At 67.4% G+C, this 20,711-nt stretch carries 33 protein-coding genes; all 33 read right to left on the reverse strand.

Annotation, left to right across the window (positions count from 1 at the left end; translation table 11 throughout):
* Window positions 1-56: 56 nt before the first annotated feature.
* On the reverse strand, window positions 57-551 hold the full coding sequence (rplQ, locus tag OH807_RS17110; RefSeq protein ID WP_406199506.1) for a 50S ribosomal protein L17: 495 nt from the start codon (window positions 549-551) through the stop codon (window positions 57-59).
* Between the two features lie 206 nt (window positions 552-757).
* Window positions 758-1,780 (reverse strand): DNA-directed RNA polymerase subunit alpha, encoded by a 1,023-nt coding sequence (locus OH807_RS17115; protein ID WP_030232516.1) that lies wholly within the window; start codon window positions 1,778-1,780, stop codon window positions 758-760.
* A gap of 129 nt (window positions 1,781-1,909) precedes the next feature.
* Complete coding sequence (rpsK, locus tag OH807_RS17120) at window positions 1,910-2,317, reverse strand: 30S ribosomal protein S11 (protein ID WP_035800872.1); 408 nt, start codon at window positions 2,315-2,317, stop codon at window positions 1,910-1,912.
* A 72-nt stretch (window positions 2,318-2,389) separates the two neighbouring features.
* On the reverse strand, window positions 2,390-2,770 hold the full coding sequence (gene rpsM / locus OH807_RS17125; RefSeq protein ID WP_406199511.1) for a 30S ribosomal protein S13: 381 nt from the start codon (window positions 2,768-2,770) through the stop codon (window positions 2,390-2,392).
* Window positions 2,771-2,950: 180 nt separating this feature from the next.
* A complete protein-coding gene (gene rpmJ / locus OH807_RS17130; protein ID WP_003956441.1) occupies window positions 2,951-3,064 on the reverse strand; it encodes a 50S ribosomal protein L36 in 114 nt (37 codons plus the stop codon).
* 56 nt (window positions 3,065-3,120) lie between these two features.
* Window positions 3,121-3,342: a translation initiation factor IF-1 gene (gene infA / locus OH807_RS17135; protein WP_003956442.1), complete on the reverse strand. Its 222-nt coding sequence runs from the start codon at window positions 3,340-3,342 to the stop codon at window positions 3,121-3,123.
* Between the two features lie 193 nt (window positions 3,343-3,535).
* On the reverse strand, window positions 3,536-3,967 hold the full coding sequence (gene mscL, locus OH807_RS17140; RefSeq protein ID WP_406199514.1) for a large conductance mechanosensitive channel protein MscL: 432 nt from the start codon (window positions 3,965-3,967) through the stop codon (window positions 3,536-3,538).
* A gap of 137 nt (window positions 3,968-4,104) precedes the next feature.
* Window positions 4,105-4,944, reverse strand: coding sequence for a type I methionyl aminopeptidase (gene map / locus OH807_RS17145; protein WP_406199517.1), 840 nt, complete (start codon window positions 4,942-4,944; stop codon window positions 4,105-4,107).
* 129 nt (window positions 4,945-5,073) lie between these two features.
* Window positions 5,074-5,727, reverse strand: a complete 654-nt coding sequence (locus OH807_RS17150; RefSeq protein WP_406199520.1) for an adenylate kinase — start codon at window positions 5,725-5,727, stop codon at window positions 5,074-5,076.
* Window positions 5,727-7,037 (reverse strand): preprotein translocase subunit SecY, encoded by a 1,311-nt coding sequence (gene secY / locus OH807_RS17155; RefSeq protein WP_406199523.1) that lies wholly within the window; start codon window positions 7,035-7,037, stop codon window positions 5,727-5,729. Before secY ends, OH807_RS17150 begins: the two co-directional genes overlap by 1 nt.
* Before the next feature lie 319 nt (window positions 7,038-7,356).
* On the reverse strand, window positions 7,357-7,809 hold the full coding sequence (gene rplO, locus OH807_RS17160; protein ID WP_406199526.1) for a 50S ribosomal protein L15: 453 nt from the start codon (window positions 7,807-7,809) through the stop codon (window positions 7,357-7,359).
* Window positions 7,810-7,811: 2 nt separating this feature from the next.
* Complete coding sequence (rpmD, locus tag OH807_RS17165) at window positions 7,812-7,994, reverse strand: 50S ribosomal protein L30 (protein WP_030300409.1); 183 nt, start codon at window positions 7,992-7,994, stop codon at window positions 7,812-7,814.
* A complete protein-coding gene (gene rpsE, locus OH807_RS17170; protein ID WP_030055834.1) occupies window positions 7,994-8,617 on the reverse strand; it encodes a 30S ribosomal protein S5 in 624 nt (207 codons plus the stop codon). The genes rpmD and rpsE overlap by 1 nt, the downstream gene beginning before the upstream one ends.
* A 48-nt stretch (window positions 8,618-8,665) precedes the next feature.
* Window positions 8,666-9,049, reverse strand: a complete 384-nt coding sequence (gene rplR, locus OH807_RS17175; RefSeq protein ID WP_360631627.1) for a 50S ribosomal protein L18 — start codon at window positions 9,047-9,049, stop codon at window positions 8,666-8,668.
* 3 nt (window positions 9,050-9,052) lie between these two features.
* Entirely contained in the window at window positions 9,053-9,592 is a 540-nt protein-coding gene (rplF, locus tag OH807_RS17180) for a 50S ribosomal protein L6 (RefSeq protein WP_406199529.1), read from the reverse strand.
* A gap of 22 nt (window positions 9,593-9,614) precedes the next feature.
* Window positions 9,615-10,022, reverse strand: coding sequence for a 30S ribosomal protein S8 (rpsH, locus tag OH807_RS17185; RefSeq protein WP_033213994.1), 408 nt, complete (start codon window positions 10,020-10,022; stop codon window positions 9,615-9,617).
* Window positions 10,023-10,292: 270 nt separating this feature from the next.
* Window positions 10,293-10,478, reverse strand: coding sequence for a type Z 30S ribosomal protein S14 (locus OH807_RS17190; protein ID WP_030393303.1), 186 nt, complete (start codon window positions 10,476-10,478; stop codon window positions 10,293-10,295).
* Window positions 10,479-10,482: 4 nt separating this feature from the next.
* Window positions 10,483-11,052, reverse strand: coding sequence for a 50S ribosomal protein L5 (gene rplE / locus OH807_RS17195; RefSeq protein WP_030300393.1), 570 nt, complete (start codon window positions 11,050-11,052; stop codon window positions 10,483-10,485).
* A complete protein-coding gene (rplX, locus tag OH807_RS17200) occupies window positions 11,052-11,363 on the reverse strand; it encodes a 50S ribosomal protein L24 (RefSeq protein WP_030055828.1) in 312 nt (103 codons plus the stop codon). The genes rplE and rplX overlap by 1 nt, the downstream gene beginning before the upstream one ends.
* A gap of 15 nt (window positions 11,364-11,378) precedes the next feature.
* Window positions 11,379-11,750, reverse strand: a complete 372-nt coding sequence (gene rplN, locus OH807_RS17205; protein ID WP_030393301.1) for a 50S ribosomal protein L14 — start codon at window positions 11,748-11,750, stop codon at window positions 11,379-11,381.
* A 102-nt stretch (window positions 11,751-11,852) separates the two neighbouring features.
* Window positions 11,853-12,125, reverse strand: coding sequence for a 30S ribosomal protein S17 (rpsQ, locus tag OH807_RS17210; RefSeq protein ID WP_030055826.1), 273 nt, complete (start codon window positions 12,123-12,125; stop codon window positions 11,853-11,855).
* Window positions 12,125-12,349, reverse strand: a complete 225-nt coding sequence (rpmC, locus tag OH807_RS17215; protein ID WP_063348970.1) for a 50S ribosomal protein L29 — start codon at window positions 12,347-12,349, stop codon at window positions 12,125-12,127. The genes rpsQ and rpmC overlap by 1 nt, the downstream gene beginning before the upstream one ends.
* Window positions 12,349-12,768, reverse strand: coding sequence for a 50S ribosomal protein L16 (rplP, locus tag OH807_RS17220; RefSeq protein WP_030055824.1), 420 nt, complete (start codon window positions 12,766-12,768; stop codon window positions 12,349-12,351). The genes rpmC and rplP overlap by 1 nt, the downstream gene beginning before the upstream one ends.
* Before the next feature lie 5 nt (window positions 12,769-12,773).
* Window positions 12,774-13,598 (reverse strand): 30S ribosomal protein S3, encoded by an 825-nt coding sequence (rpsC, locus tag OH807_RS17225; RefSeq protein WP_406199533.1) that lies wholly within the window; start codon window positions 13,596-13,598, stop codon window positions 12,774-12,776.
* Entirely contained in the window at window positions 13,598-13,945 is a 348-nt protein-coding gene (gene rplV / locus OH807_RS17230; protein WP_045304593.1) for a 50S ribosomal protein L22, read from the reverse strand. The genes rpsC and rplV overlap by 1 nt, the downstream gene beginning before the upstream one ends.
* A gap of 50 nt (window positions 13,946-13,995) precedes the next feature.
* A complete protein-coding gene (gene rpsS, locus OH807_RS17235; RefSeq protein ID WP_030055821.1) occupies window positions 13,996-14,277 on the reverse strand; it encodes a 30S ribosomal protein S19 in 282 nt (93 codons plus the stop codon).
* A gap of 11 nt (window positions 14,278-14,288) precedes the next feature.
* Window positions 14,289-15,125 (reverse strand): 50S ribosomal protein L2, encoded by an 837-nt coding sequence (gene rplB, locus OH807_RS17240; protein ID WP_376086155.1) that lies wholly within the window; start codon window positions 15,123-15,125, stop codon window positions 14,289-14,291.
* A 43-nt stretch (window positions 15,126-15,168) separates the two neighbouring features.
* The gene (rplW, locus tag OH807_RS17245) at window positions 15,169-15,489 is read right to left on the reverse strand and encodes a 50S ribosomal protein L23 (protein WP_063348967.1); all 321 of its coding nucleotides are present in this window, start codon (window positions 15,487-15,489) and stop codon (window positions 15,169-15,171) included.
* Window positions 15,489-16,166 carry a 50S ribosomal protein L4 gene (rplD, locus tag OH807_RS17250; protein ID WP_406199537.1) on the reverse strand — a complete coding sequence of 226 codons (678 nt, stop codon included), beginning with the start codon at window positions 16,164-16,166 and terminating at the stop codon, window positions 15,489-15,491. Before rplD ends, rplW begins: the two co-directional genes overlap by 1 nt.
* Before the next feature lie 4 nt (window positions 16,167-16,170).
* Window positions 16,171-16,818, reverse strand: a complete 648-nt coding sequence (rplC, locus tag OH807_RS17255; RefSeq protein WP_406199539.1) for a 50S ribosomal protein L3 — start codon at window positions 16,816-16,818, stop codon at window positions 16,171-16,173.
* Between the two features lie 14 nt (window positions 16,819-16,832).
* Window positions 16,833-17,141, reverse strand: coding sequence for a 30S ribosomal protein S10 (gene rpsJ, locus OH807_RS17260; protein WP_012785157.1), 309 nt, complete (start codon window positions 17,139-17,141; stop codon window positions 16,833-16,835).
* Between the two features lie 488 nt (window positions 17,142-17,629).
* A complete protein-coding gene (locus OH807_RS17265) occupies window positions 17,630-19,450 on the reverse strand; it encodes a phospholipid carrier-dependent glycosyltransferase (RefSeq protein ID WP_406199541.1) in 1,821 nt (606 codons plus the stop codon).
* A 361-nt stretch (window positions 19,451-19,811) separates the two neighbouring features.
* Window positions 19,812-20,705, reverse strand: coding sequence for a glycosyltransferase family 2 protein (locus OH807_RS17270; protein WP_406199543.1), 894 nt, complete (start codon window positions 20,703-20,705; stop codon window positions 19,812-19,814).
* Between the last annotated feature and the right edge of the window lie 6 nt (window positions 20,706-20,711).

Genomic DNA, 20,711 nt, shown 5'->3' on the forward strand with positions numbered 1-20,711 from the left:
GAACGGGCCCGCTCCCCCACGAATGGGAGAGCGGGCCCGCATCACAACTGACGGTGTCAGGCCTGCTCGGCGGCCTCGGCCTCGGCGGCCGCGGGGGCCTCCTCGACCTTGGTCTCCTCCGCCTTGGCGTCGGCCTCCTTGACGGCACGCTTGGTGGCGGCCTCGGCCTCGCCGACGGCGTTCTGCGCGACGGTCAGCGACTCGACCAGCTCGATCACGGCCATCGGGGCGTTGTCGCCACGGCGGCCGCCGATCTTGGTGATACGGGTGTAGCCACCCGGGCGGTTCTCGTAGCGCGGCGCGATCTCGGTGAAGAGGGTGTGCAGCACCGAGATGTCGGTGATGGTCTTGCGCACCAGGCGACGGTTGTGGATGTCGCCCTTCTTCGCCTTGGTGATCAGCTTCTCAGCCAGCGGGCGCATCCGACGGGCCTTGGCCTCGGTCGTGGTGATGCGGCCGTACTGGAACAGCTCCCGGCACAGACCGGCGAGCAGCAGCGGCTCGTGGTGCGGGCCGCCGCCGAGGCGGGCACCCTTGGTGGGACGCGGCATGGAATGACTCCTTGGATCTCCTACTGCGGCCGTACCAGGTACCGCAGCGGGCGTACGGACACGGTGCCCGTACGACTTGGGTGACGCCGCCCCCTCCGGGGAGGGGGCTTCTCACGCGGGCCCGGAGGCCCTCATGCCGGTCCCGTCACGACCGTGGTCCATGGTGACGGGGGCGGCTCCGGGGAGCCGCTCCCGTCGGGAAACCCCTAGTACTGCTCGGTCTCCGCGTAACCCGCGTCGTCCAGGTCGTCGGCGCCGAAGGCGTCGGCGGCGGCGGTCGGGTCGAACCCGGGCGGGCTGTCCTTGAGGGCCAGGCCCATGCCGGCCAGCTTCGCCTTGACCTCGTCGATCGACTTCGCACCGAAGTTGCGGATGTCGAGCAGGTCGGCCTCGGAGCGGGCGACGAGCTCACCCACGGTGTGGATGCCCTCGCGCTTGAGGCAGTTGTACGACCGAACGGTGAGCTCGAGCTCCTCGATCGGCAGCGCCAGGTCGGCGGCCAGGGCGGCGTCCGTCGGGGACGGGCCCATGTCGATGCCCTCGGCGTCGATGTTCAGCTCGCGGGCGAGACCGAACAGCTCCACCAGGGTCTTGCCGGCCGAGGCCATGGCGTCACGCGGGCGCATGGCGGGCTTGGTCTCGACGTCGACGATCAGCTTGTCGAAGTCGGTCCGCTGCTCGACACGGGTGGCCTCGACCTTGTAGGTGACCTTCAGCACGGGGCTGTAGATCGAGTCGACCGGGATGCGGCCGATCTCCTGGCCGGAGGCCTTGTTCTGGACGGCGGAGACGTAGCCGCGACCGCGCTCGACGGTCAGCTCCATCTCCAGCTTGCCCTTGCCGTTCAGCGTGGCGAGGACCAGCTCCGGGTTGTGCACCTCGACACCGGCCGGCGGCGCGATGTCGGCGGCGGTGACGACACCCGGGCCCTGCTTGCGCAGGTACATCACGACCGGCTCGTCGTGCTCCGAGGAGACGACCAGCTGCTTGATGTTGAGGATGAGGTCGGTCACGTCCTCCTTGACGCCCGGCACGGTGGTGAACTCGTGCAGGACGCCGTCGACGCGGATGCTGGTGACAGCGGCGCCGGGGATCGAGGAGAGGAGCGTGCGGCGAAGGGAGTTGCCGAGGGTGTAGCCGAAGCCCGGCTCCAGCGGCTCGATCACGAACCGCGAGCGGAATTCGTCGACGACCTCTTCGGTCAGCGAGGGGCGCTGAGCGATCAGCATGTTTTCAGATCCTCCAGTTGTCTTCGGCACCCACTATTTGATGCCGAACAGAACCAGCGTACGGGGTCCCGGACGAACCGGGACCCCGTACGCGGTGTCGAGCGAACGCCAGTGCCCGAAGGCGCTGCGTCAGACGCGGCGGCGCTTCGGCGGGCGGCAGCCGTTGTGCGGGGTGGGGGTGACGTCCTGGATCGAGCCGACCTCCAGGCCGGTGGCCTGGAGCGAACGGATCGCGGTCTCGCGGCCGGAGCCCGGACCCTTCACGAAGACGTCAACCTTGCGCATGCCGTGCTCCTGCGCGCGACGGGCAGCGGCCTCGGCGGCCATCTGCGCGGCGAACGGGGTGGACTTGCGCGAGCCCTTGAAGCCGACGTGGCCGGCGGAGGCCCAGGAGATCACGTTGCCCGCGGGGTCCGTGATCGAAACGATGGTGTTGTTGAACGTGCTCTTGATGTGGGCGTGCCCGTGAGCGACGTTCTTCTTCTCCTTGCGGCGCACCTTCTTGGCGCCGGCAGCCTGACGACCCTTGGGGGGCATAAGTCTGTTCTCCTACTGAGGTGGTCGGTCCGCTGACCCGCGGGCCGGAGGGATGTCCGGTGACGGGACGGACTACTTCTTGCCCGGCTTCTTCTTACCGGCGATCGCGCGACGCGGGCCCTTGCGGGTACGCGCGTTGGTGTGGGTGCGCTGACCGCGGACCGGCAGGCCGCGGCGGTGACGCAGACCCTCGTAGCAGCCGATCTCGACCTTGCGGCGGATGTCGGCGGCCACCTCACGGCGGAGGTCACCCTCGACCGTGTAGTTGGCGTCGATGTACTGACCCAGCTTGACGAGGTCTTCCTCGGAGATGTCGCGAACGCGGACATCCGGGCTGACACCGGTCTCGGCGAGGGTGTGCTGGGCGCGGGTACGGCCGATGCCGTACACGTAGGTAAGGGCGATCTCGATCCGCTTCTCACGGGGGAGATCAACGCCGGCGAGGCGTGCCATTCATGGCTCCTGTGATTTTTCAGAGGTCTTGCGTGCTGCCTACTCCGACACCTCACGGTGAGGGAGCCCCGGCCTCTGACCGGGGGCGGCAGTCCACCCGCGCACGGATGGATCGGGCAGCCCGCTTATGACGTTTTTCGCGTCGCGCGAAGTACTACGAGAAATGCTGCGGAGAACTGATCAGCCCTGGCGCTGCTTGTGGCGCAGGTTGTCGCAGATCACCATGACCCGGCCGTGACGGCGGATCACCTTGCACTTGTCGCAGATCTTCTTGACGCTCGGCTTGACCTTCATGTCTCAGGTTCTCCGGGTCTAGATCTGGCGCCACCGCCGCGAGGCGGTGGTTTCACTTACTTGTAGCGGTAGACGATCCGGCCACGCGTGAGGTCGTAGGGGCTGAGCTCCACGACGACCCTGTCGTCCGGCAGGATGCGGATGTAGTGCATGCGCATCTTGCCGCTGATGTGCGCGAGGACCTTGTGACCGTTCTGCAGCTCGACCTTGAACATCGCGTTCGGAAGAGACTCGATCACGGTGCCCTCGATCTCAATGGCGCCTTGCTTCTTAGCCATGAACTGCGAGATCCACCTTCCGGGACCGGCTACCGTATGCGGCACGCTCGTGCGAACCTGGGTTCACCCCGACCCGCGAGGGAAGAGGGCGTGCTGAAGCACGCTACGAGTGAGCCGACGGTCCATCCTACGCCAGCCCGTGGGAAGCACCAAAACCGGGGCGCACGGCCCGGCGCGGGGCCCCCGGCCCGGCTCAGCGCTGGAGCGGGAGCGGGAGCGCCAGCGGCTCGACGTGCGCGGTGCAGGCCGCGCAGCGGCGGGCGGCCTCGGGGATCTCGGTCAGGCACTCCGGGCAGGGCCGCTTCGGGGTCTTCGGCTTCTTCGGCAGGTACCGGGCGGTGGCCTTGGTCACCGGCAGCACGACGCAGAAGTAGAGCACGGCCGCGGTCATCAGGAACGCGATCAGCACGTTGAGGAACTGCCCCCACGGGAAGATGACCCCGCCCAGGTTGGCCTTGTACGAGCTGAAGTCGCCGGCCGCGCCCACCACGACGCCCACCAGCGGGGTGAGGAAGGCCGACACGAAGCCGGTCACCACACCGGTGAAGGCCGCACCGATGACCACACCCACGGCCATGTCGACCACGTTGCCGCGCATCATGAAGTCGCGGAATCCCTTGAGCACTGCTCTCTCCTGCCGTTCGAAGCCGCCGAAGCCGCTGAAGCCCCTGCCAGCCGATAAAAATAGGACAAAAGCCCTGGAGGTCCAAACCTCCAGGGCCCCGATCCCCTGCCGGCTACGGCGACAGGCCGCCTGACCTGCTACGCGAGCGGGTCGGGCGCCGCGGTGACGCCGAGCTTCGCCAGCTCCGCCGCGCCGCCGTCGAAGGCCGTCAGCACCAGCGGACCCTGCTCCGTCACGGCCACCGAGTGCTCCCAGTGCGAGGCCCAGGTGCCGTCGTTCGTCACGACGGTCCACTCGTCCTCCAGCACCGTGGTGTGCGGAGTGCCGAGCGACACCATCGGCTCGATCGCCAGCACCGTGCCGGGGATCAGCTTCGGGCCCTTGCCGCGGCCGCGCTCGACGTAGTTCAGCACGTGGGGCTCCATGTGCATCGCGGTGCCGATGCCGTGGCCGCCGTAGCCCTCGGTGATGCCCCACTTGCCCTTGGGCGGCAGCGGCTGACGGCGGATGAAGCCCTCGATCGCCTTGGAGACGTCGACCAGGCGGTTGCCCTTCTTCATCTGGGCGATGCCCGCCCACATGGAGCCCTCGGTGACCCGGCTGAGCATCTCCACCTCGGGCCGGACCTCGCCGACCGCCACGGTGATCGCCGCGTCGCCGTGCCAGCCGTCCAGGATCGCGCCGCAGTCGATCGAGATGACGTCGCCCTCCTGCAGCACCCGGTCGCCGGGGATGCCGTGCACGACCTCGTTGTTCACCGAGGCGCAGATCACCCCGGGGAACCAGAGGCCCCCGTGGTGGGCGCGGAAGTTCGAGGTGGCGCCGTGGCCGGCGATGACCTTGTCCGCGACGTCGTTGAGCTCCTGGGTGGTCACCCCCGGAGCGACCGCCTCGCGGCAGGCCTTCAGCGCCTCGGCGACGACCAGCCCGGCCGCTCGCATCTTCGCGATCTGCTCGGGGGTCTTGATCTCCACCATCTGGTCACGCCTTCCTAGGGTTCCCGCCCGGTCCTTGCCGGGCGGCCGTGCACTCGTTCCACCGTACGACGCCGTACGGCCGCGCTGCCCCGGGGAGGGGAGCGCGGCCGTACGTGCGTTGCTCAGACTTCAGTTGTCCTGCTTCAGCGCCTCGATCGCGCGCTGGGTGACCTCGTCGACCTTGCCGAGGGCCGGGATGGTCGCCACCAGGCCCTGCTGGGCGTAGTAGTCGATGATCGGCTCGGTCTCCGTGTGGTAGACCTCCAGGCGCGTGCGCACCTTCTCCTCGGTGTCGTCCGAGCGCTGGTACAGCTCGCCGCCGCACTCGTCGCAGACGCCCTCGGCCTTCGGCGGGTTGTAGTCCACGTGGAAGACGTGGCCACCGTCGTTGCGGCAGAGCCGCCGGCCGGCGATCCGCTTGACGACCTCGTCCTCGGGGACCTCCAGGTCGAGCACGCCGTCGAGCTCGATGCCCTGCTCGGCGAGGAACTCGTCCAGCGCCTTGGCCTGCCCCAGGTTGCGGGGGAAGCCGTCGAGCAGGAAGCCGTTGACGGCGTCCGGCTGGAGCATGCGGTCCTTGGCCATCCCGATGGTGACCTCATCCGGTACCAGACGACCCGCATCCATGAAGCCCTTGGCCTCGAGCCCCAGCGGGGTGCCCTGACCAATGTTGGCGCGGAAGAGGTCGCCGGTGGAGATGTGGGGGATGGACAGGGTCTTGGCGAGCAGGTGCGCCTGAGTACCCTTCCCGGCCCCGGGAGGCCCGACGAGGACGATACGCATCAGCGGAGGAACCCTTCGTAATTGCGCTGCTGGAGCTGGCTCTCGATCTGCTTAACAGTTTCGAGTCCGACGCCGACGACGATGAGAACGCTGGTGCCGCCGAACGGGAAGTTGGTCTGCTGTCCGAAGGCGACCAGGGCGATCATCGGGATCAACGCGATCAGGCCCAGGTAGAGCGAACCCGGCCACGTGATGCGGGTGAGCACGTAGTTCAGGTACTCGGCCGTCGGCCGGCCGGCCCGGATGCCCGGGATGAACCCACCATACTTCTTCATATTGTCGGCAACTTCTTCGGGGTTGAAGGAGATGGCGACGTAGAAGAAGGCGAAGAAGACGATCAGCAGGAAGTAGGTGGCCATGTAGACCGGGTGGTCACCCTTGACGAAGTTGGTCCTGATCCACGTCGCCCAGCCTGCCTGGCTGTTGGTCAGCTGGACCACCAGGGCGGGGATGTACAGCAGCGACGAGGCGAAGATGACCGGGATGACACCGGCCTGGTTCACCTTGAGCGGGATGTACGTCGACGTGCCGCCGAAGGCCCGGCGGCCGATCATCCGCTTCGCGTACTGCACCGGGATCCGGCGCTGCGCCTGCTCGACGAAGATGACCAGCATCACAACGATGACGCCGACCGCGACCACGGAGAGGAACTCGACCCAGCCGCCGCCGATGGTGCCGGAGGTCTTGATCGCCCACATCGAGGACGGGAACTGCGCCGCGATCGAGGTGAAGATCAGCAGCGACATGCCGTTGCCGATGCCGCGGTCCGTGATCAGCTCGCCGAGCCACATGATGAACGTGGTGCCGGCGGTCATGGTGAGCACCATGACGGCGATCCGGAACACGCCGGTGTCCGGCACGATCTGGTTGGCGTAGACGCAGCCGGAGAACAGCGCACCGCTGGAGGCCGTCGCCACGATGCCGGTGCCCTGGAGCACGGCGAGCGCGATGGTCAGGTACCGGGTGTACTGGGTGATCTTGGCGGTACCGGCCTGCCCCTCCTTCTTCAGCGCCTCGAGCCGCGGGATCACGACGGTGAGGAGCTGGAGGATGATGCTGGCCGTGATGTACGGCATGATGCCGAGCGCGAAGATCGTCAGCTGGAGGAGCGCGCCACCGCTGAACAGGTTGACGAGCCCGAACAGACCGCTGTTCTTGGTCTCCTTCACACAGGCGTTGACGGCCTGGAAGTCCACCCCGGGTACCGGGATGTGGGAGCCCAGCCGGAACAGCACCATGATGCCCAGCGTGAACAGCAGCTTCTTGCGCAGGTCGGGCGTCTGGAACGCCCGCGCGAACGCACTGAGCACGGTGCCTCCTGCGCCTCCCGCACGTCGTCGGCGGGAGGGTCGGTCCTGAATGGGGAGTTTGCGGTCGGGCCCCCCCACAGACGGCACAGGCGAACCTACGCGCAGCCTACAAGGGAACTCCACGGACTCTAACAGTGCGCAGCCACTCGAAAGAAGCGCGTACGGCCCCTCCCCCACTCACGGGGTACGGGATGCCCGGGTTTGCCACACAAAAGAACGAGGCCCGCACCTGCCTGAGCAAAGTGCGGGCCCCGCGGCGCGACGACACGAGCCCCGCACCTCCCGGAGGAGGTGCGGGGCTCGTGGGGAGTCAGCGGGCTCAGACGAGCTCGGTGACGGTACCGCCGGCGGCGGTGATCTTCTCGGCGGCGGTGCCGGAGACGGCGTCCACCGTCACCTGCAGGGCAACCGAGATCTCGCCGGTGCCGAGCACCTTGACGAGGGAGTTCTTGCGAACCGCGCCCTTGAGGACCAGGTCCTCGACGGTGACCGCGCCACCCTGCGGGTAGAGCTCGGCCAGCTTGTCGAGGTTGACAACCTGGAACGTGATCTTGAACGGGTTCTTGAAGCCCTTCAGCTTCGGCAGGCGCATGTGGAGCGGCATCTGGCCACCCTCGAAGCGCTGCGGAACCTGGTAGCGGGCCTTGGTGCCCTTGGTGCCACGACCGGCGGTCTTACCCTTGGAGCCCTCACCACGACCGACACGGGTCTTGGCGGTCTTGGCACCCGGGGCGGGACGCAGGTTGTGAACCTTGATCGGCGAGTCGCCCATAATCAGTCCACCTCCTCGACCGTGACGAGGTGACGCACGGTCTGGGCCATCCCGCGGATCTCGGGACGGTCCTCCTTGACGACCACATCGTGCATGCGCTTCAGACCCAGCGAGCGCAGCGTCTCGCGGTGGTTCTGCTTGCTGCCGATGTAGGACTTGGTCTGCGTGATCTTCAGGCGAGCCATCAGGCGCTCACCCCTGCAGCACGAGCCCGCAGCAGAGCGGCGGGAGCCACGTCCTCCAGCGGCAGGCCACGGCGGGCGGCGATCTCCTCGGGGCGCACGAGGCCCTTCAGAGCCGCCACGGTGGCGTGCACGATGTTGATCGCGTTGTCGGAGCCGAGCGACTTCGACAGGATGTCGTGGATACCGGCGCACTCCAGCACGGCACGCACCGGGCCACCGGCGATAACACCGGTACCGGGGGCAGCCGGCTTCAGGAGCACGACGCCGGCAGCCTTCTCGCCCTGGATCGGGTGCGGGATGGTGCCCTGGATACGGGGGACCTTGAAGAAGTTCTTCTTGGCCTCCTCAACACCCTTGGCGATGGCGGCCGGAACCTCCTTCGCCTTCCCGTAGCCGACACCTACGGTGCCGTCACCGTCGCCCACCACGACCAGCGCGGTGAAGCTGAAACGACGACCACCCTTGACAACCTTGGCGACACGGTTGATCGCAACAACGCGCTCGACGTAAGCAGTCTTCTCGACGGCGGGGGCGTTGCCCCGGTCGTCACGCTTACGGTCACGCCGCTCGCCACCGCCGGTGCCGCCGCCGGCGCCGCTACCGCGGCGCTGGGGTCCAGCCATTGGAATTACCTCTCTCGATTACGTCCGTCGACTGAGCCGACGAGCGGCTTAGAAGTCGAGCCCGGCCTCACGGGCAGCATCGGCCAGAGCGGCGATGCGGCCTGCGTACCGGTTGCCCGCGCGGTCGAAGACGACCGACTCGATGCCGGCGGCCTTGGCGCGCTCGGCGACCAGGCTCCCGACCTTCTTGGCCAGCTCGGTCTTGTCGCCCTCGACGCCCTTGATGGACACGTCGAGGGTGGACGCCGACGCCAGGGTGTGACCCTTGGCGTCGTCGATGACCTGGGCGACCATGTGGCGGTTCGAGCGGGTCACCACGAGGCGCGGACGCACCTCGGTGCCGGTGACGCGCTTGCGAACACGGATGGCGCGGCGCTTGCGAGCGGCGCTCTTGTAGGCGTTGCCCTTGCCGATCTTGACAGAGACGCTCATCGCTTACTTACCACTCTTTCCGACCTTGCGGCGGATGACCTCGCCCGCGTACTTGACGCCCTTGGCCTTGTACGGGTCGGGCTTGCGCAGCTTGCGGATCTTCGCGGCGACCTCGCCGACCTTCTGCTTGTCGATGCCGTCCACGTGGAACTTGGTGGGCGACTCGACCACGAAGGAGATGCCCTCCGGGGCCTCGACCAGAATCGGGTGGCTGTAGCCGAGCTGGAACTCCATGTTGGAGCCCTTCGCTGCGACTCGGTAACCAACACCGCTGATCTCCAGCGACTTGCGGTAGCCCGCGGTCACGCCGGTGATCATGTTCGCCACCAGCGTGCGGGTCAGGCCGTGCAGGGCCTTCGACTGACGCTCGTCGTTGGGGCGGGTGACAGCCAGAACGCCGTCCTCGCCCTTGCCGATCTCGATCGGCGCGGCGACAACGTGGGTGAGGGAGCCCTTCGGGCCCTTCACCGAGACCGCCTGGCCATCGATGGTGACGTCCACGCCGGCGGGAACCGGGATGGGCAGCCGTCCAATGCGAGACATTGCTGTACCTCCGTTTCCCGAATTACCAGACGTAGGCGAGAACTTCTCCGCCTACGCCCTTCTTGGCAGCCTGCTTGTCCGTGAGGAGACCGGAGGACGTGGAGATGATCGCCACGCCCAGGCCGCCGAGGACCTTCGGCAGGTTGGTGGACTTTGCGTAGACCCGCAGGCCCGGCTTGCTGATCCGCTTGATGCCAGCGATCGAGCGCTCACGGTTGGGGCCGAACTTGAGCTCGATGGTCAGCTTCTTGCCGACCTCGCCCTCAGTGGGCTCCTCAACCTTGTAGGAGGAGATGTACCCCTCCTGCTGCAGGATCTCGGCGACGTGCGCCTTGATCTTGCTGGCCGGCATCGCCACGGAGTCGTGGTACGCCGAGTTCGCGTTACGCAGACGCGTGAGCATGTCTGCGATGGGGTCGGTCATGGTCATGATGGCCTCAGGCCTCTCTCGCCGTGGTTTCTCCGCGCCAGGTCCCCCTGCCGCACTCCGGGGAGTGCGGCAGGGGCACAGACGCAGGGGACCTGCGGCGTCGTAAGACTGGGTGCGAGCCCTCCGAAGAGGGTCGACGGCAGCTATGGAGCCACCGCGACAGGGGGCCCGACCCCACTACCTTACGGGATTCCCGTACGGACCCCCAAAAAAGGGGTGTTGTGCGATCGGGCACACCTGCTTCGCTATGGCATTACCGCGAGGTCCTGACTACCAGGAGCTCTTGGTCACGCCCGGCAGCTCGCCGCGGTGCGCCATCTCACGGAGGCACACACGGCAGAGGCCGAACTTGCGGTACACCGAGTGCGGACGGCCGCAGCGCTGGCACCGGGTGTAGGCCCGGACGCCGAACTTCGGCTTCCGCTCGGCCTTCGCGATGAGGGACTTCTTCGCCATTGGCTCACGCCTCCTTGAACGGGAAGCCCAGAGCGCGCAGGAGCGCCCGGCCCTCGTCGTCGGTCTGAGCGGTGGTCACGACGGTGATGTCCATACCGCGCTGACGGTCGACCTTGTCCTGGTCGATCTCGTGGAACATGACCTGCTCGGTCAGACCGAACGTGTAGTTGCCACGGCCGTCGAACTGCTTGGGGGAGAGACCACGGAAGTCACGGATACGCGGCAGGGCCAGCGACACCAGACGGTCCAGGAACTCCCACATGCGGTCACCACGAAGGGTGACGTGGGTGCCGATCGGCTGGCCCTCGCGCAGCTTGAACTGCGCGATGGACTTACGAGCCTTGGTCACGGCCGGCTTCTGACCGGTGATCGCGGTCAGGTCGCGGATCGCGCCCTCGATCAGCTTGCTGTCACGGGCGGCCTCGCCGACACCCATGTTGACGACGACCTTGACCAGGCCGGGCGTCAGCATGACGTTCTCGTACGAGAACTGCTCCTGCAGCTGACCCTTGATCTCGGAGTTGTAACGCTCCTTGAGACGGGGGGTCACCTTCTCAACAGACGTCTCAGACATCAGATGTCCTCACCGGTTCGCTTGGCAACGCGGATCTTGTTGCCCTCGTCGTCGAAGCGGTAGCCAACGCGGGTGACGACCTTCTTGCCGTCCTTCTCCACGACCAGCTGGACGTTGGAGACGTGCACCGGGGCCTCGACGGTGACAATGCCACCCTGAGTACCCGGGCCCGGCTTGGTGTGCTTCTTGACCCGGTTGACACCCTCGACCAGGACCTTGTTCTCGGCGGGCATGGCCTGGATGACCTTGCCCTGCTTGCCGCGGTCCTTGCCGGTGATGACCTGGACCAGGTCACCCTTCTTGATCTTCATGCTGTTCGCCATGGGTTAGAGCACCTCCGGCGCCAGCGAGATGATCTTCATGAACTTCTTGTCGCGCAGCTCGCGGCCCACCGGGCCGAAGATGCGGGTACCGCGGGGGTCACCGTCGGTGTTCTTGAGAACGACAGCGGCGTTCTCGTCGAACCGGATGTACGAACCGTCGGGACGACGGCGCGACTTCACGGTACGGACGACGACGCACTTGACGACGTCACCCTTCTTCACCGAACCGCCGGGGATCGCGTCCTTGACGGTCGCGACAATGACGTCCCCGATACCGGCGTAGCGGCGACCGGAACCACCGAGAACGCGGATGCAAAGGATTTCCTTCGCGCCCGTGTTGTCGGCGACACGCAGTCGCGACTCCTGCTGGATCACAGCTTTCTCCTGATCGTCAACGAGAGCTGACGGGCCGGCCGCTGCTCACACCAGCGCCCGCGAGGGACCTGGTGCACATACGGCCGTACCGCATCAACTTCGTTACTTGGCCTTCTCGAGGATCTCGACGACGCGCCAGCGCTTCGTCGCGGACAGCGGGCGGGTCTCCGCGAGGAGGACCCGGTCGCCGATGCCGCAGGCGTTCGCCTCGTCGTGCGCCTTCAGCTTGTTCGTACGGCGGATGACCTTGCCGTACAGAGCGTGCTTGACGCGGTCCTCGACGGCGACGACGACGGTCTTGTCCATCTTGTCGCTGACGACGAGGCCCTCACGGGTCTTGCGGAAACCGCGCGTCTCGTTGGTGTTCTCAGTCATCAGGCGTTCTCCACCGTCTCGATGCCCAGCTCGCGCTCGCGCATCAGGGTGTAGATCCGCGCGATGTCCTTACGGACGAGCTTGAGCCGTCCGTGGTTGTCGAGCTGCCCGGTCGCCGCCTGGAAGCGGAGGTTGAACAGCTCCTCCTTGGCCTCACGGAGCTTGGCAACGAGACCCTCGTTGTCCAGCTCGCGGAGGTCAGCAGCCTTGGTGCCGGCCGACATCAGCTCTCACCTGCCTCGCGCCGGATGATCCGGCACTTCATCGGGAGCTTGTGAGCTGCGCGGGTCAGCGCCTCACGAGCCACCTTCTCGTTGGGGTACGACAGCTCGAACATGACCCGACCCGGGTGCACGTTCGCGATCCACCACTCGGGCGAACCCTTACCGGAACCCATGCGGGTCTCGGCCGGCTTCTTGGTGAGCGGACGGTCCGGGTAGATGTTGATCCAGACCTTGCCGCCACGCTTGATGTGACGGGTGACGGCGATACGAGCGGACTCGATCTGCCGGTTCGTCACGTAGGCCGGGGTGACGGCCTGGATGCCGTACTCGCCGAAGGCGAGCTCGGTGCCACCCTTGGCAGCGCCACGGCGCTTCGGGTGGTGCTGCTTGCGGTGCTTGACCCGACGGGGGATCAGCATTTGGGTCAGGCCTCCGTTCCGGTGTTCTCGGCAGCCGGGGTCTCGGCGGAGCCCGGGGCCTGAGCCTCGGCACCGGCGGGACGACGGCCACGGCCACCGCGCTCGCCACCACGGCGCTCGCCACCGCGGGCGGGACGACCACCCTCGGGACGGGCCGGACGGTTGCCCGAGCGGGCAGCGGCGTTCTCAGCGCGGACCTCGGCGATGTTCTTGACGTCGCCCTTGTAGATCCAGACCTTCACGCCGATGCGGCCGAAGGTCGTCTTGGCCTCGAAGAAGCCGTAGTCGACGTTCGCGCGCAGGGTGTGCAGCGGCACACGGCCCTCGCGGTAGAACTCCGAACGGCTCATCTCGGCGCCGCCGAGACGACCGGAGCACTGGACCTTGATGCCCTTGGCGCCGGACTTCATCGTGCCCTGCATCGACTTGCGCATGGCACGACGGAAGGAGACGCGGGAGGACAGCTGCTCCGCGACGCCCTGAGCCACGAGCTGGGCGTCCAGCTCGGGGTTCTTGACCTCGAGGATGTTCAGCTGGACCTGCTTGCCGGTCAGCTTCTCCAGGTCGCCGCGGATGCGGTCGGCCTCGGTGCCACGGCGGCCGATGACGATGCCGGGGCGCGCGGTGTGGATGTCGACGCGGACGCGGTCGCGGGTGCGCTCGATCTCAACCTTCGAGATGCCGGCGCGCTCCATGCCCTTCGTCATCATGCGACGAATGGCAACGTCTTCCTTGACGTAGTCCTTGTACAGCTTGTCGGCGTACCAGCGGGACTTGAAGTCCGTGCTGATGCCGAGGCGGAACCCGTGCGGGTTAACCTTCTGGCCCATTACCGGGTCCCTTCCTTGCTGCTGACGACCACGGTGATGTGGCTGGTCCGCTTGCGGATCCGGTAGGCACGGCCCTGGGCACGCGGACGGAACCGCTTCAGGGTCGGGCCCTCGTCAACGTACGCCTCGCTGATGACGAGGTCGTCCACGTTGGAGTGGTTGTAGTTGTGCGCGGCGTTGGCAATGGCGCTGTCGAGCACCTTGCCGACCGGCACGGTAGCGGCCTGCGGAGCGAAACGCAGGACCGCCTGGGCCTCCGTGGCGTTCAGGCCACGGATGAGGTCCACCACGCGGCGGGCCTTCATGGGCGTGACGCGGATGTACCGCGCCTGGGCCCTGGCTTCCATGGTTGTCCCCTTGCTGGTGTAAGTCATTGAGTCGGTAATCTCGCTGGCGACTAGCGACGCTTCGACTTGCGGTCGTCCTTGACGTGACCGCGGAAGGTACGCGTCGGCGCGAACTCGCCGAGCTTGTGGCCGACCATCGACTCGGTGACGAACACCGGGACGTGCTTACGGCCATCGTGCACCGCGATCGTGTGGCCGAGCATGGCCGGGAAGATCACGGAGCGACGGGACCAGGTCTTGATGACGTTCTGGGTACCCGCCTCGTTCTGCGCGTCCACCTTCTTGAGAAGGTGGCCGTCAATGAAGGGGCCCTTCTTGAGACTGCGCGGCATCTGACCTGCTCCTAGCGCTTCTTGTTGGTCTTGCGGCGGCGCACGATGAGGGCGTTCGAAGCCTTCTTCGGGCTACGAGTGCGACCCTCCTTCTGGCCCCACGGCGAGACCGGGTGGCGACCACCGGAGGTCTTACCCTCACCACCACCGTGCGGGTGGTCGATCGGGTTCATGGCCACACCACGCACGGTCGGGCGAACGCCCTTCCAGCGCATACGGCCGGCCTTGCCCCAGTTGATGTTCGACTGCTCGGCGTTGCCGACCTCGCCGACCGTCGCGCGGCAGCGCGCGTCGACCAGGCGGATCTCACCGGAGGGCATGCGCAGGTGCGCCATCTTGCCCTCACGCGCCAGCAGCTGAATGCCGGAACCGGCGGAGCGGGCCAGCTTGGCACCGCCACCGGGACGCAGCTCCACCGCGTGGATGGTCGTACCGACCGGGATGTTGCGAAGCGGCAGGTTGTTGCCGGGCTTGATGTCGGCGCCTGCGCCGTTCTCGACCCGGTCACCCTGCGCGATGCCGCGCGGGGCGATGATGTAGCGCTTCTCGCCGTCCGCGTAGTGCAGCAGCGCGATACGCGCGGTGCGGTTCGGGTCGTACTCGATGTGCGCGACCTTGGCCGGCACGCCGTCCTTGTCGTGACGACGGAAGTCGATCACGCGGTAGGCGCGCTTGTGCCCGCCACCCTGGTGGCGAACGGTGATCCGACCGGCGTTGTTACGGCCGCCCTTGCTGTGCAGGGGGCGAACCAGCGACTTCTCCGGCGTGGACCGCGTGATCTCTACGAAGTCGGCCACGCTGGAGCCACGACGGCCCGGCGTAGTCGGCTTGTACTTGCGGATGCCCATTTGGCTCTCTCGTCCTCGTCCTTATCGACGATCACGATCTCCGTTAGGAGACCGGACCACCGAAGATGTCGATGCGGTTGCCCTCAGCCAGCGTCACGATGGCGCGCTTGGTGTCCTTGCGCTTGCCAAAGCCCGTCTTGGAGCGCTTGCGCTTGCCCTGACGGTTGAGCGTGTTGACGGACTCGACCTTGACCGAGAAGACCGCCTCGACGGCCTGCTTGATCTGGGTCTTGTTGGCACCGGGCGACACGACGAACGTGTACTTGTTCTCGTCGAGGAGCGAGTAGCTCTTCTCCGAGATGACCGGCTTCACCAGGACGTCACGGGGGTCCGTGAACGTCTTGCTCGTGATCTCTGCAGCCATCAGGCGGCGCTCCCTTCGAGCTCGCCCTCAGCAGCCACGGCCTTGGCGGACGCGGCGGGACCCGCCACGAAACGCTCGAAGGCGGCCTGGGTGAAGACCACATCGTCGGAGACGAGCACGTCGTAGGTGTTCAGCTGGCCGGCGTCCAGGATGTGCACGTTCGGCAGGTTGCGGGCGCTCTTGAGGCCCAGCTCGTCGGCACGCTCGACGACGAGGAGGACGTTCTTGCGCTCGGTGATCTTGCCGAACAGACCCTTGGCGGCCTTGGTCGACGGCGCCTCGGCCGCGACCACGTCGGTGATGACGTGGATGCGGTTGTGGCGGGCCCGGTCGGTGAGCGCACCGCGGAGAGCGGCGGCGATCATCTTCTTGGGCGTCCGCTGCGAGTAGTCACGCGGCACGGGACCGTGCACGACGCCACCGCCGGCGAACTGCGGGGCGCGGGTCGAGCCCTGACGGGCGCGGCCGGTGCCCTTCTGGCGGTACGGCTTCTTGCCGCCACCGCGGACCTCGCCACGAGTCTTGGTCTTGTGGGTGCCCTGACGGGCGGCAGCGAGCTGCGCCACGACGACCTGGTGCATCAGCGGAACGCTGACCCTCGCGTCGAAGATCTCGGCCGGAAGCTCCAGGCTGCCGGTCTTGTCGCCCGAGGGCGACAGGATGTCAATGGTGCTCATATCCTCACAGCCCCTTCGCCGCGGTGCGGACGAGGACGAGGCCGCCGTTCGGACCCGGGATTGCGCCCTTGATCAGGAGCAGCCCCTTCTCCGCGTCAACGGCATGGACGGTCAGGTTCTGGGTGGTCACACGCTCGTGGCCCATCCGGCCGGCCATCCGTACGCCCTTGAACACGCGACCCGGGGTGGCGCAGCCACCGATCGAGCCGGGCGAGCGGTGCTTGCGCTGCACACCGTGACCGGCGCCGAGGCCCCGGAAGTTGTGGCGCTTCATGACACCGGCGAAGCCCTTGCCCTTGGAGGTGCCGGTCACGTCGACCTTGACACCCGCCTCGAACAGCTCGGCGGTGATCTCCTGGCCCAGGGTGTACTCGGACGCGTCCGAGGTACGCAGCTCGACCAGGTGGCGGCGCGGGGTGACACCGGCCTTGGCGAAGTGACCCGCGAGGGGCTTGTTCACCTTGCGGGGGTCGATCTCGCCGAAGCCGATCTGGACGGCGTCGTAGCCGGCCGAGCTGTCGGCGGTGTGGACCTGGGTCACGACATTGGGCCCAGCCTTGACGACGGTCACCGGAACGATCCGGTTGTTCTCGTCCCAGACCTGGGTCATGCCGAGCTTCTCGCCCAGGATGCCCTTAATCTGCTTAGCCATCTTCGGTGTGCCTCTCAGAGCTTGATCTCGATGTCGACACCAGCCGGCAGGTCGAGACGCATGAGCGAGTCAACCGTCTTCGGCGTGGGGTCGAGGATGTCGATCAGACGCTTGTGAGTGCGCATCTCGAAGTGCTCGCGCGAGTCCTTGTACTTGTGCGGCGAGCGGATGACGCAGTACACGTTCTTCTCAGTGGGCAGCGGCACCGGGCCCGCGACCTGCGCACCAGTGCGAATGACAGTCTCGACGATCTTCTTCGCCGAGGAGTCAATCACCTCGTGGTCGTAGGCCTTGAGCCGGATGCGGATCTTCTGTCCCGCCATGGCTACTCAGTAGTCCTTTGTGTCGTCTGCTGCTTCTGCGGCCGGATTCATCCAGGTGGACTGTGTCCGGTGGCACCCCTGGGTGGTTGCCTTCGACCCACGCGGTCGGGCGTGTCGCACTCCCGCTTGCAAAAAATCCGGCATGAGGTTCCCCTCCTGCGGATTTCCACTGGGTCGGTGAGGTCTTGCACCCACCAGGCGCCGGATCGAGGCCCTGCCCATGCTTCCCGGAAGATTCCCGTACGTCCGCCCCGCAGCTGCCGCGGTGTCGATTTCACACCACTGCGTCCACATACTTCTCGTGGACACATGAACGGCCATCACGGGAACGACGAGTACTTGGGACTCGCTTCCGGTCCTCCCGGCGGGAGGCGCACAGCATCGGCACTCAACCGAGCAACTTGGACATACTGCCACATGGAGCAGTCCAAACGCGAATCGGGGCCGGCGAGGTCTCCCCCCGCCGGCCCCGACCGGGCACCCGCCGCTCAGTGGCGGCGCCAGACCATCCAGCCGTGCGCCTTGCTGGTCGCGGAGACGTACCACTCCGCCGGGTGGTCCTTCCAGTAGGACTCCGGCGCCTTGCCCTCCTCGGGCAGCGGGGTGACGATCGCGGTCGCCTCCTTGGGGATCTCCTGCCAGCGCGGGTCCCGGTACCAGACCCGGCCCTGGTAGACCTCGTAGGTCTGCGCCATCCGCAGGCCCCACTCCATGTCCCAGGCGATGACCAGGTTGTCCTTCGGCTTCAGCCCGGCCGACTTGGTGAAGCCGGTGGCCTCGAACTTGCGCCAGTTCGAGTGCGAGTAGGAGACCCGCTCGGTGATGGTCGCCGTGGCGAAGCCAGCGAACAGGCTCAGGGCGATCGCGACCGCCCAGAGGACCTTGCGCCCGGCCGCGACCCGGAGCAGACAGGCGACCAGCAGCAGCGCGAACGCGGCCGCCGTCACCCGGAGCATCTGCAGGCCGGACCAGTTGGCGCTGAGGAACGAGGTGTCCGGCAGCGCCCAGCCGATGAAGACCTTCTTGTACAGCTGCGATCCGGCGTACTGGGTGACGACCTCGTACAGCGCCAGGGTCAGGCCGACGGTGGCCAGCGCCACGTAGCCGAGCTGGCGGCGGCCGAGCCTGCTCAGCACCGCGACACCGGTCACGAACATCGCCGGCACCAGCAGCGACAGGTAGCGGGCGTACACCCAGTTGTCGATCCGGCCGTCGTCCGGGAGCGCGGCCGAGGAGGCGAGCGCGACGCCGGCCATCAGCGCCAGCATGACCGCGCCGACGATCCGCAGGGGCCGCTCGATCCGGCTGCTGAAGAGGCCGAAGACACAGAACACGATCGCCAGGCCGGCCACGCCGTAGGTCGAGACGATCAGGTACCAGAACTGGCCGAGCGAGCGGGTCAGGGTGCGGCCGAGCAGCTCCGGGTTGGTGAAGTTGTCGATCGCCTGGGTGCCGACACTGCTGTCACTCACGGTGAACTGCTTCAGCAGCCACCAGGCCAGCACCTTGACCCCGCCGAAGCCGAGGACGAGGACGCCCAGCCCGGCCACCGCGGTGCGCCAGGGCGCCCAGCGGAAGACCACGGCGGCCACCAGCACCACGCCGGTGATCGCCATCATGACGCCGCCGCGGTCGTGCGTCGCCATCGAGTACGCGGCCGAGGCCGCCGCGCCCGCGGCGTACCAGTACCGGGCCCTGGGCGAGCCCTCGGAGAGCCAGCCGTGCAGGCAGAGCAGCCAGCAGAGCACCAGGACCGGGAGCACCGTGTCGGCCATCGCGAACTGCGAGTAGAAGATGACCGGCGGCAGCAGGGCGGTGGCGAAGGCGAACAGGTACGCCAGGAGCCGGCGCAGGCCCAGCCGGCGCAGGGCGAGGTAGGCCAGCGGGAAGACCAGCGCGTTGAACGCCGCGTTCAGGCCCAGCACCAGGTGGTACGCGAGGACGGGGTCGTCGGAGAACCGGAGCGCGGGCGAGATCAGCAGCGGGTACCCGCCGGGGATCACCACGCCGACCGGCATCTCGGTGGTCGGCCGGCCCGCGAGCACCCGGGCCAGCACCAGGTAGGTGTCCTCGTCCGCGTGCACCGAGGGATAGCTCAGGTGGCGCACCAGCACCAGGCGGTAGGCCACCTCCAGCAGGTAGCCGGCGAGGATGAGAATCGGCCAGAACCGGCGGTGGGTGCTGGCCCGCAGCGCCAGTGCGCCGACGCGGGTTATGACGTCCGGGCGGTCACCGGGCGGCCTCCCGGCCGGTGTGGACGTGTCGACGCCGTCCGGCCGCTCTTCGGCGGTCTTCGCTGAACTCTGCACTGAACTCCGACTCTTCCCCTGGTAGCCCGGCTCTGAATGGGATCCGGCAGGCCGCTCGGCCCGATGACGGTCCTCCCGCAGTCACGTACGCACCGCTCGGGACGACCGGATGTGAAGGTTACGCGGGCGTGCCGGGTAGGTCCGGTGCGTGCTCCCGCGCAGAGAAGCGGCCGCCTCGGGGGACGGCCGGTTCACATATCACACTCCGTGCGCGACTCATGGTAGTCACACCCCCAAGGGCGTGTCATACGCGACCGGTGAAGGCCTGCCCGAAAGTGCCGAGGAGCCCGGCTCCTTCCCGCGGGGGGAGAGAGCCGGGCTCCTCGTCGTTGCTCCGTGTACGGCGCTGCGGCCGGCACCCTCAGGCCCGCCGCCCCGTCACATGGCTGAGCATCGCTCCGACGCCCTGCATCCCGGCCTTCTTGCCGGCCGCCGGGATCATGGTCAGCGCGTGCAGCCGCGAGGAGAAGAAGCGGCGCGAGACCGTCGCGGCCCGGTGCCAGCCGTGCGTGTCGAGCCGGTCCGCCGCCTCCCGGAAGAAGCGCCGCGCCTCCTCGAACCGCTTGCCGCTGAACGCCGTCGCCGAGGACTCGCTCACGGCGTGCCGCCGGTAGCTGAAGCAGACCTCCGGCGTGACCGCCAGGGACTGCCCGTCCAGCAGCAGGTCGAGGATGAGCGCGAGGTCCTGGATCACCCCGAGGTCGGTACGGAAGCGGAACTGCTGGACCGCCTTCGTCCGCCAGCAGATCGACGGGAAGTACAGCCAGTTCCCGCGCATCAGGCTGATCGCCAGCGGCTCGCCGGCCATCAGCTTCGGCCCCGGGTCCTTCGGCGCGTACAGCTTGCGCTTCACCGCGTCGGCCAGGCCCTCGACCGGCTTGCCGTCCCCGTCGATCACCAGCACGCCCGGCTGCACCATGCCGGCGTCCGGGAAGCGCTCCAGCGTCTCCCGGATCACCTTCAGGTAGTTGGGGTGCATCAGGTCGTCGCACCCCATGAGCACCAGGTGCTCGTACTCGGCCAGCTCGACGCAGCGGTTGAAGTTGCCGGAGACGCCGAGGTTCTGCTCGTTGCGGAAGTACCGCACCCGGGGGTCACCCAGCGACTCGAACCAGCCGGGGACGTCCGGCTCCTTGCCGTCGTCGACGACCGTCAGCCGCCAGTCGTCGCCGCCCTGGACCAGCACGCTGCGGACGGCGTCCTGCATCAGGCGGACGTCGCCGTAGTACGGCAGCAGGATCTCGAATCGGGACATCGCGGG

It is taken from the genome of Kitasatospora sp. NBC_01560 (genome assembly GCF_045208415.1).
Classification (GTDB): Bacteria; Actinomycetota; Actinomycetes; order Streptomycetales; family Streptomycetaceae; genus Kitasatospora.

What these genes read in the sequence shown, in the direction of transcription:
- rplQ (WP_406199506.1), bottom strand. Translation starts at nt 551, where the DNA reads ATGCCGCGTCCCACCAAGGGTGCCCGCCTCGGCGGCGGCCCGCACCAC.
- OH807_RS17115 (WP_030232516.1), bottom strand. Translation starts at nt 1,780, where the DNA reads ATGCTGATCGCTCAGCGCCCCTCGCTGACCGAAGAGGTCGTCGACGAA.
- rpsK (WP_035800872.1), bottom strand. Translation starts at nt 2,317, where the DNA reads ATGCCCCCCAAGGGTCGTCAGGCTGCCGGCGCCAAGAAGGTGCGCCGC.
- rpsM (WP_406199511.1), bottom strand. Translation starts at nt 2,770, where the DNA reads ATGGCACGCCTCGCCGGCGTTGATCTCCCCCGTGAGAAGCGGATCGAG.
- rpmJ (WP_003956441.1), bottom strand. Translation starts at nt 3,064, where the DNA reads ATGAAGGTCAAGCCGAGCGTCAAGAAGATCTGCGACAAGTGCAAGGTG.
- infA (WP_003956442.1), bottom strand. Translation starts at nt 3,342, where the DNA reads ATGGCTAAGAAGCAAGGCGCCATTGAGATCGAGGGCACCGTGATCGAG.
- map (WP_406199517.1), bottom strand. Translation starts at nt 4,944, where the DNA reads ATGGTGGAGATCAAGACCCCCGAGCAGATCGCGAAGATGCGAGCGGCC.
- OH807_RS17150 (WP_406199520.1), bottom strand. Translation starts at nt 5,727, where the DNA reads ATGCGTATCGTCCTCGTCGGGCCTCCCGGGGCCGGGAAGGGTACTCAG.
- rplO (WP_406199526.1), bottom strand. Translation starts at nt 7,809, where the DNA reads ATGGGCGACTCGCCGATCAAGGTTCACAACCTGCGTCCCGCCCCGGGT.
- rpmD (WP_030300409.1), bottom strand. Translation starts at nt 7,994, where the DNA reads ATGGCTCGCCTGAAGATCACGCAGACCAAGTCCTACATCGGCAGCAAG.
- rpsE (WP_030055834.1), bottom strand. Translation starts at nt 8,617, where the DNA reads ATGGCTGGACCCCAGCGCCGCGGTAGCGGCGCCGGCGGCGGCACCGGC.
- rplR (WP_360631627.1), bottom strand. Translation starts at nt 9,049, where the DNA reads ATGAGCGTCTCTGTCAAGATCGGCAAGGGCAACGCCTACAAGAGCGCC.
- rplF (WP_406199529.1), bottom strand. Translation starts at nt 9,592, where the DNA reads ATGTCTCGCATTGGACGGCTGCCCATCCCGGTTCCCGCCGGCGTGGAC.
- rpsH (WP_033213994.1), bottom strand. Translation starts at nt 10,022, where the DNA reads ATGACCATGACCGACCCCATCGCAGACATGCTCACGCGTCTGCGTAAC.
- OH807_RS17190 (WP_030393303.1), bottom strand. Translation starts at nt 10,478, where the DNA reads ATGGCGAAGAAGTCCCTCATCGCGAAGGCCGAGCGGAAGCCGAAGTTC.
- rplE (WP_030300393.1), bottom strand. Translation starts at nt 11,052, where the DNA reads ATGTCTGAGACGTCTGTTGAGAAGGTGACCCCCCGTCTCAAGGAGCGT.
- rplX (WP_030055828.1), bottom strand. Translation starts at nt 11,363, where the DNA reads ATGAAGATCAAGAAGGGTGACCTGGTCCAGGTCATCACCGGCAAGGAC.
- rpsQ (WP_030055826.1), bottom strand. Translation starts at nt 12,125, where the DNA reads ATGACTGAGAACACCAACGAGACGCGCGGTTTCCGCAAGACCCGTGAG.
- rpmC (WP_063348970.1), bottom strand. Translation starts at nt 12,349, where the DNA reads ATGTCGGCCGGCACCAAGGCTGCTGACCTCCGCGAGCTGGACAACGAG.
- rplP (WP_030055824.1), bottom strand. Translation starts at nt 12,768, where the DNA reads ATGCTGATCCCCCGTCGGGTCAAGCACCGCAAGCAGCACCACCCGAAG.
- rpsC (WP_406199533.1), bottom strand. Translation starts at nt 13,598, where the DNA reads ATGGGCCAGAAGGTTAACCCGCACGGGTTCCGCCTCGGCATCAGCACG.
- rplV (WP_045304593.1), bottom strand. Translation starts at nt 13,945, where the DNA reads ATGGAAGCCAGGGCCCAGGCGCGGTACATCCGCGTCACGCCCATGAAG.
- rpsS (WP_030055821.1), bottom strand. Translation starts at nt 14,277, where the DNA reads ATGCCGCGCAGTCTCAAGAAGGGCCCCTTCATTGACGGCCACCTTCTC.
- rplB (WP_376086155.1), bottom strand. Translation starts at nt 15,125, where the DNA reads ATGGGCATCCGCAAGTACAAGCCGACTACGCCGGGCCGTCGTGGCTCC.
- rplW (WP_063348967.1), bottom strand. Translation starts at nt 15,489, where the DNA reads ATGGCTGCAGAGATCACGAGCAAGACGTTCACGGACCCCCGTGACGTC.
- rplD (WP_406199537.1), bottom strand. Translation starts at nt 16,166, where the DNA reads ATGAGCACCATTGACATCCTGTCGCCCTCGGGCGACAAGACCGGCAGC.
- rplC (WP_406199539.1), bottom strand. Translation starts at nt 16,818, where the DNA reads ATGGCTAAGCAGATTAAGGGCATCCTGGGCGAGAAGCTCGGCATGACC.
- rpsJ (WP_012785157.1), bottom strand. Translation starts at nt 17,141, where the DNA reads ATGGCGGGACAGAAGATCCGCATCCGGCTCAAGGCCTACGACCACGAG.
- OH807_RS17270 (WP_406199543.1), bottom strand. Translation starts at nt 20,705, where the DNA reads ATGTCCCGATTCGAGATCCTGCTGCCGTACTACGGCGACGTCCGCCTG.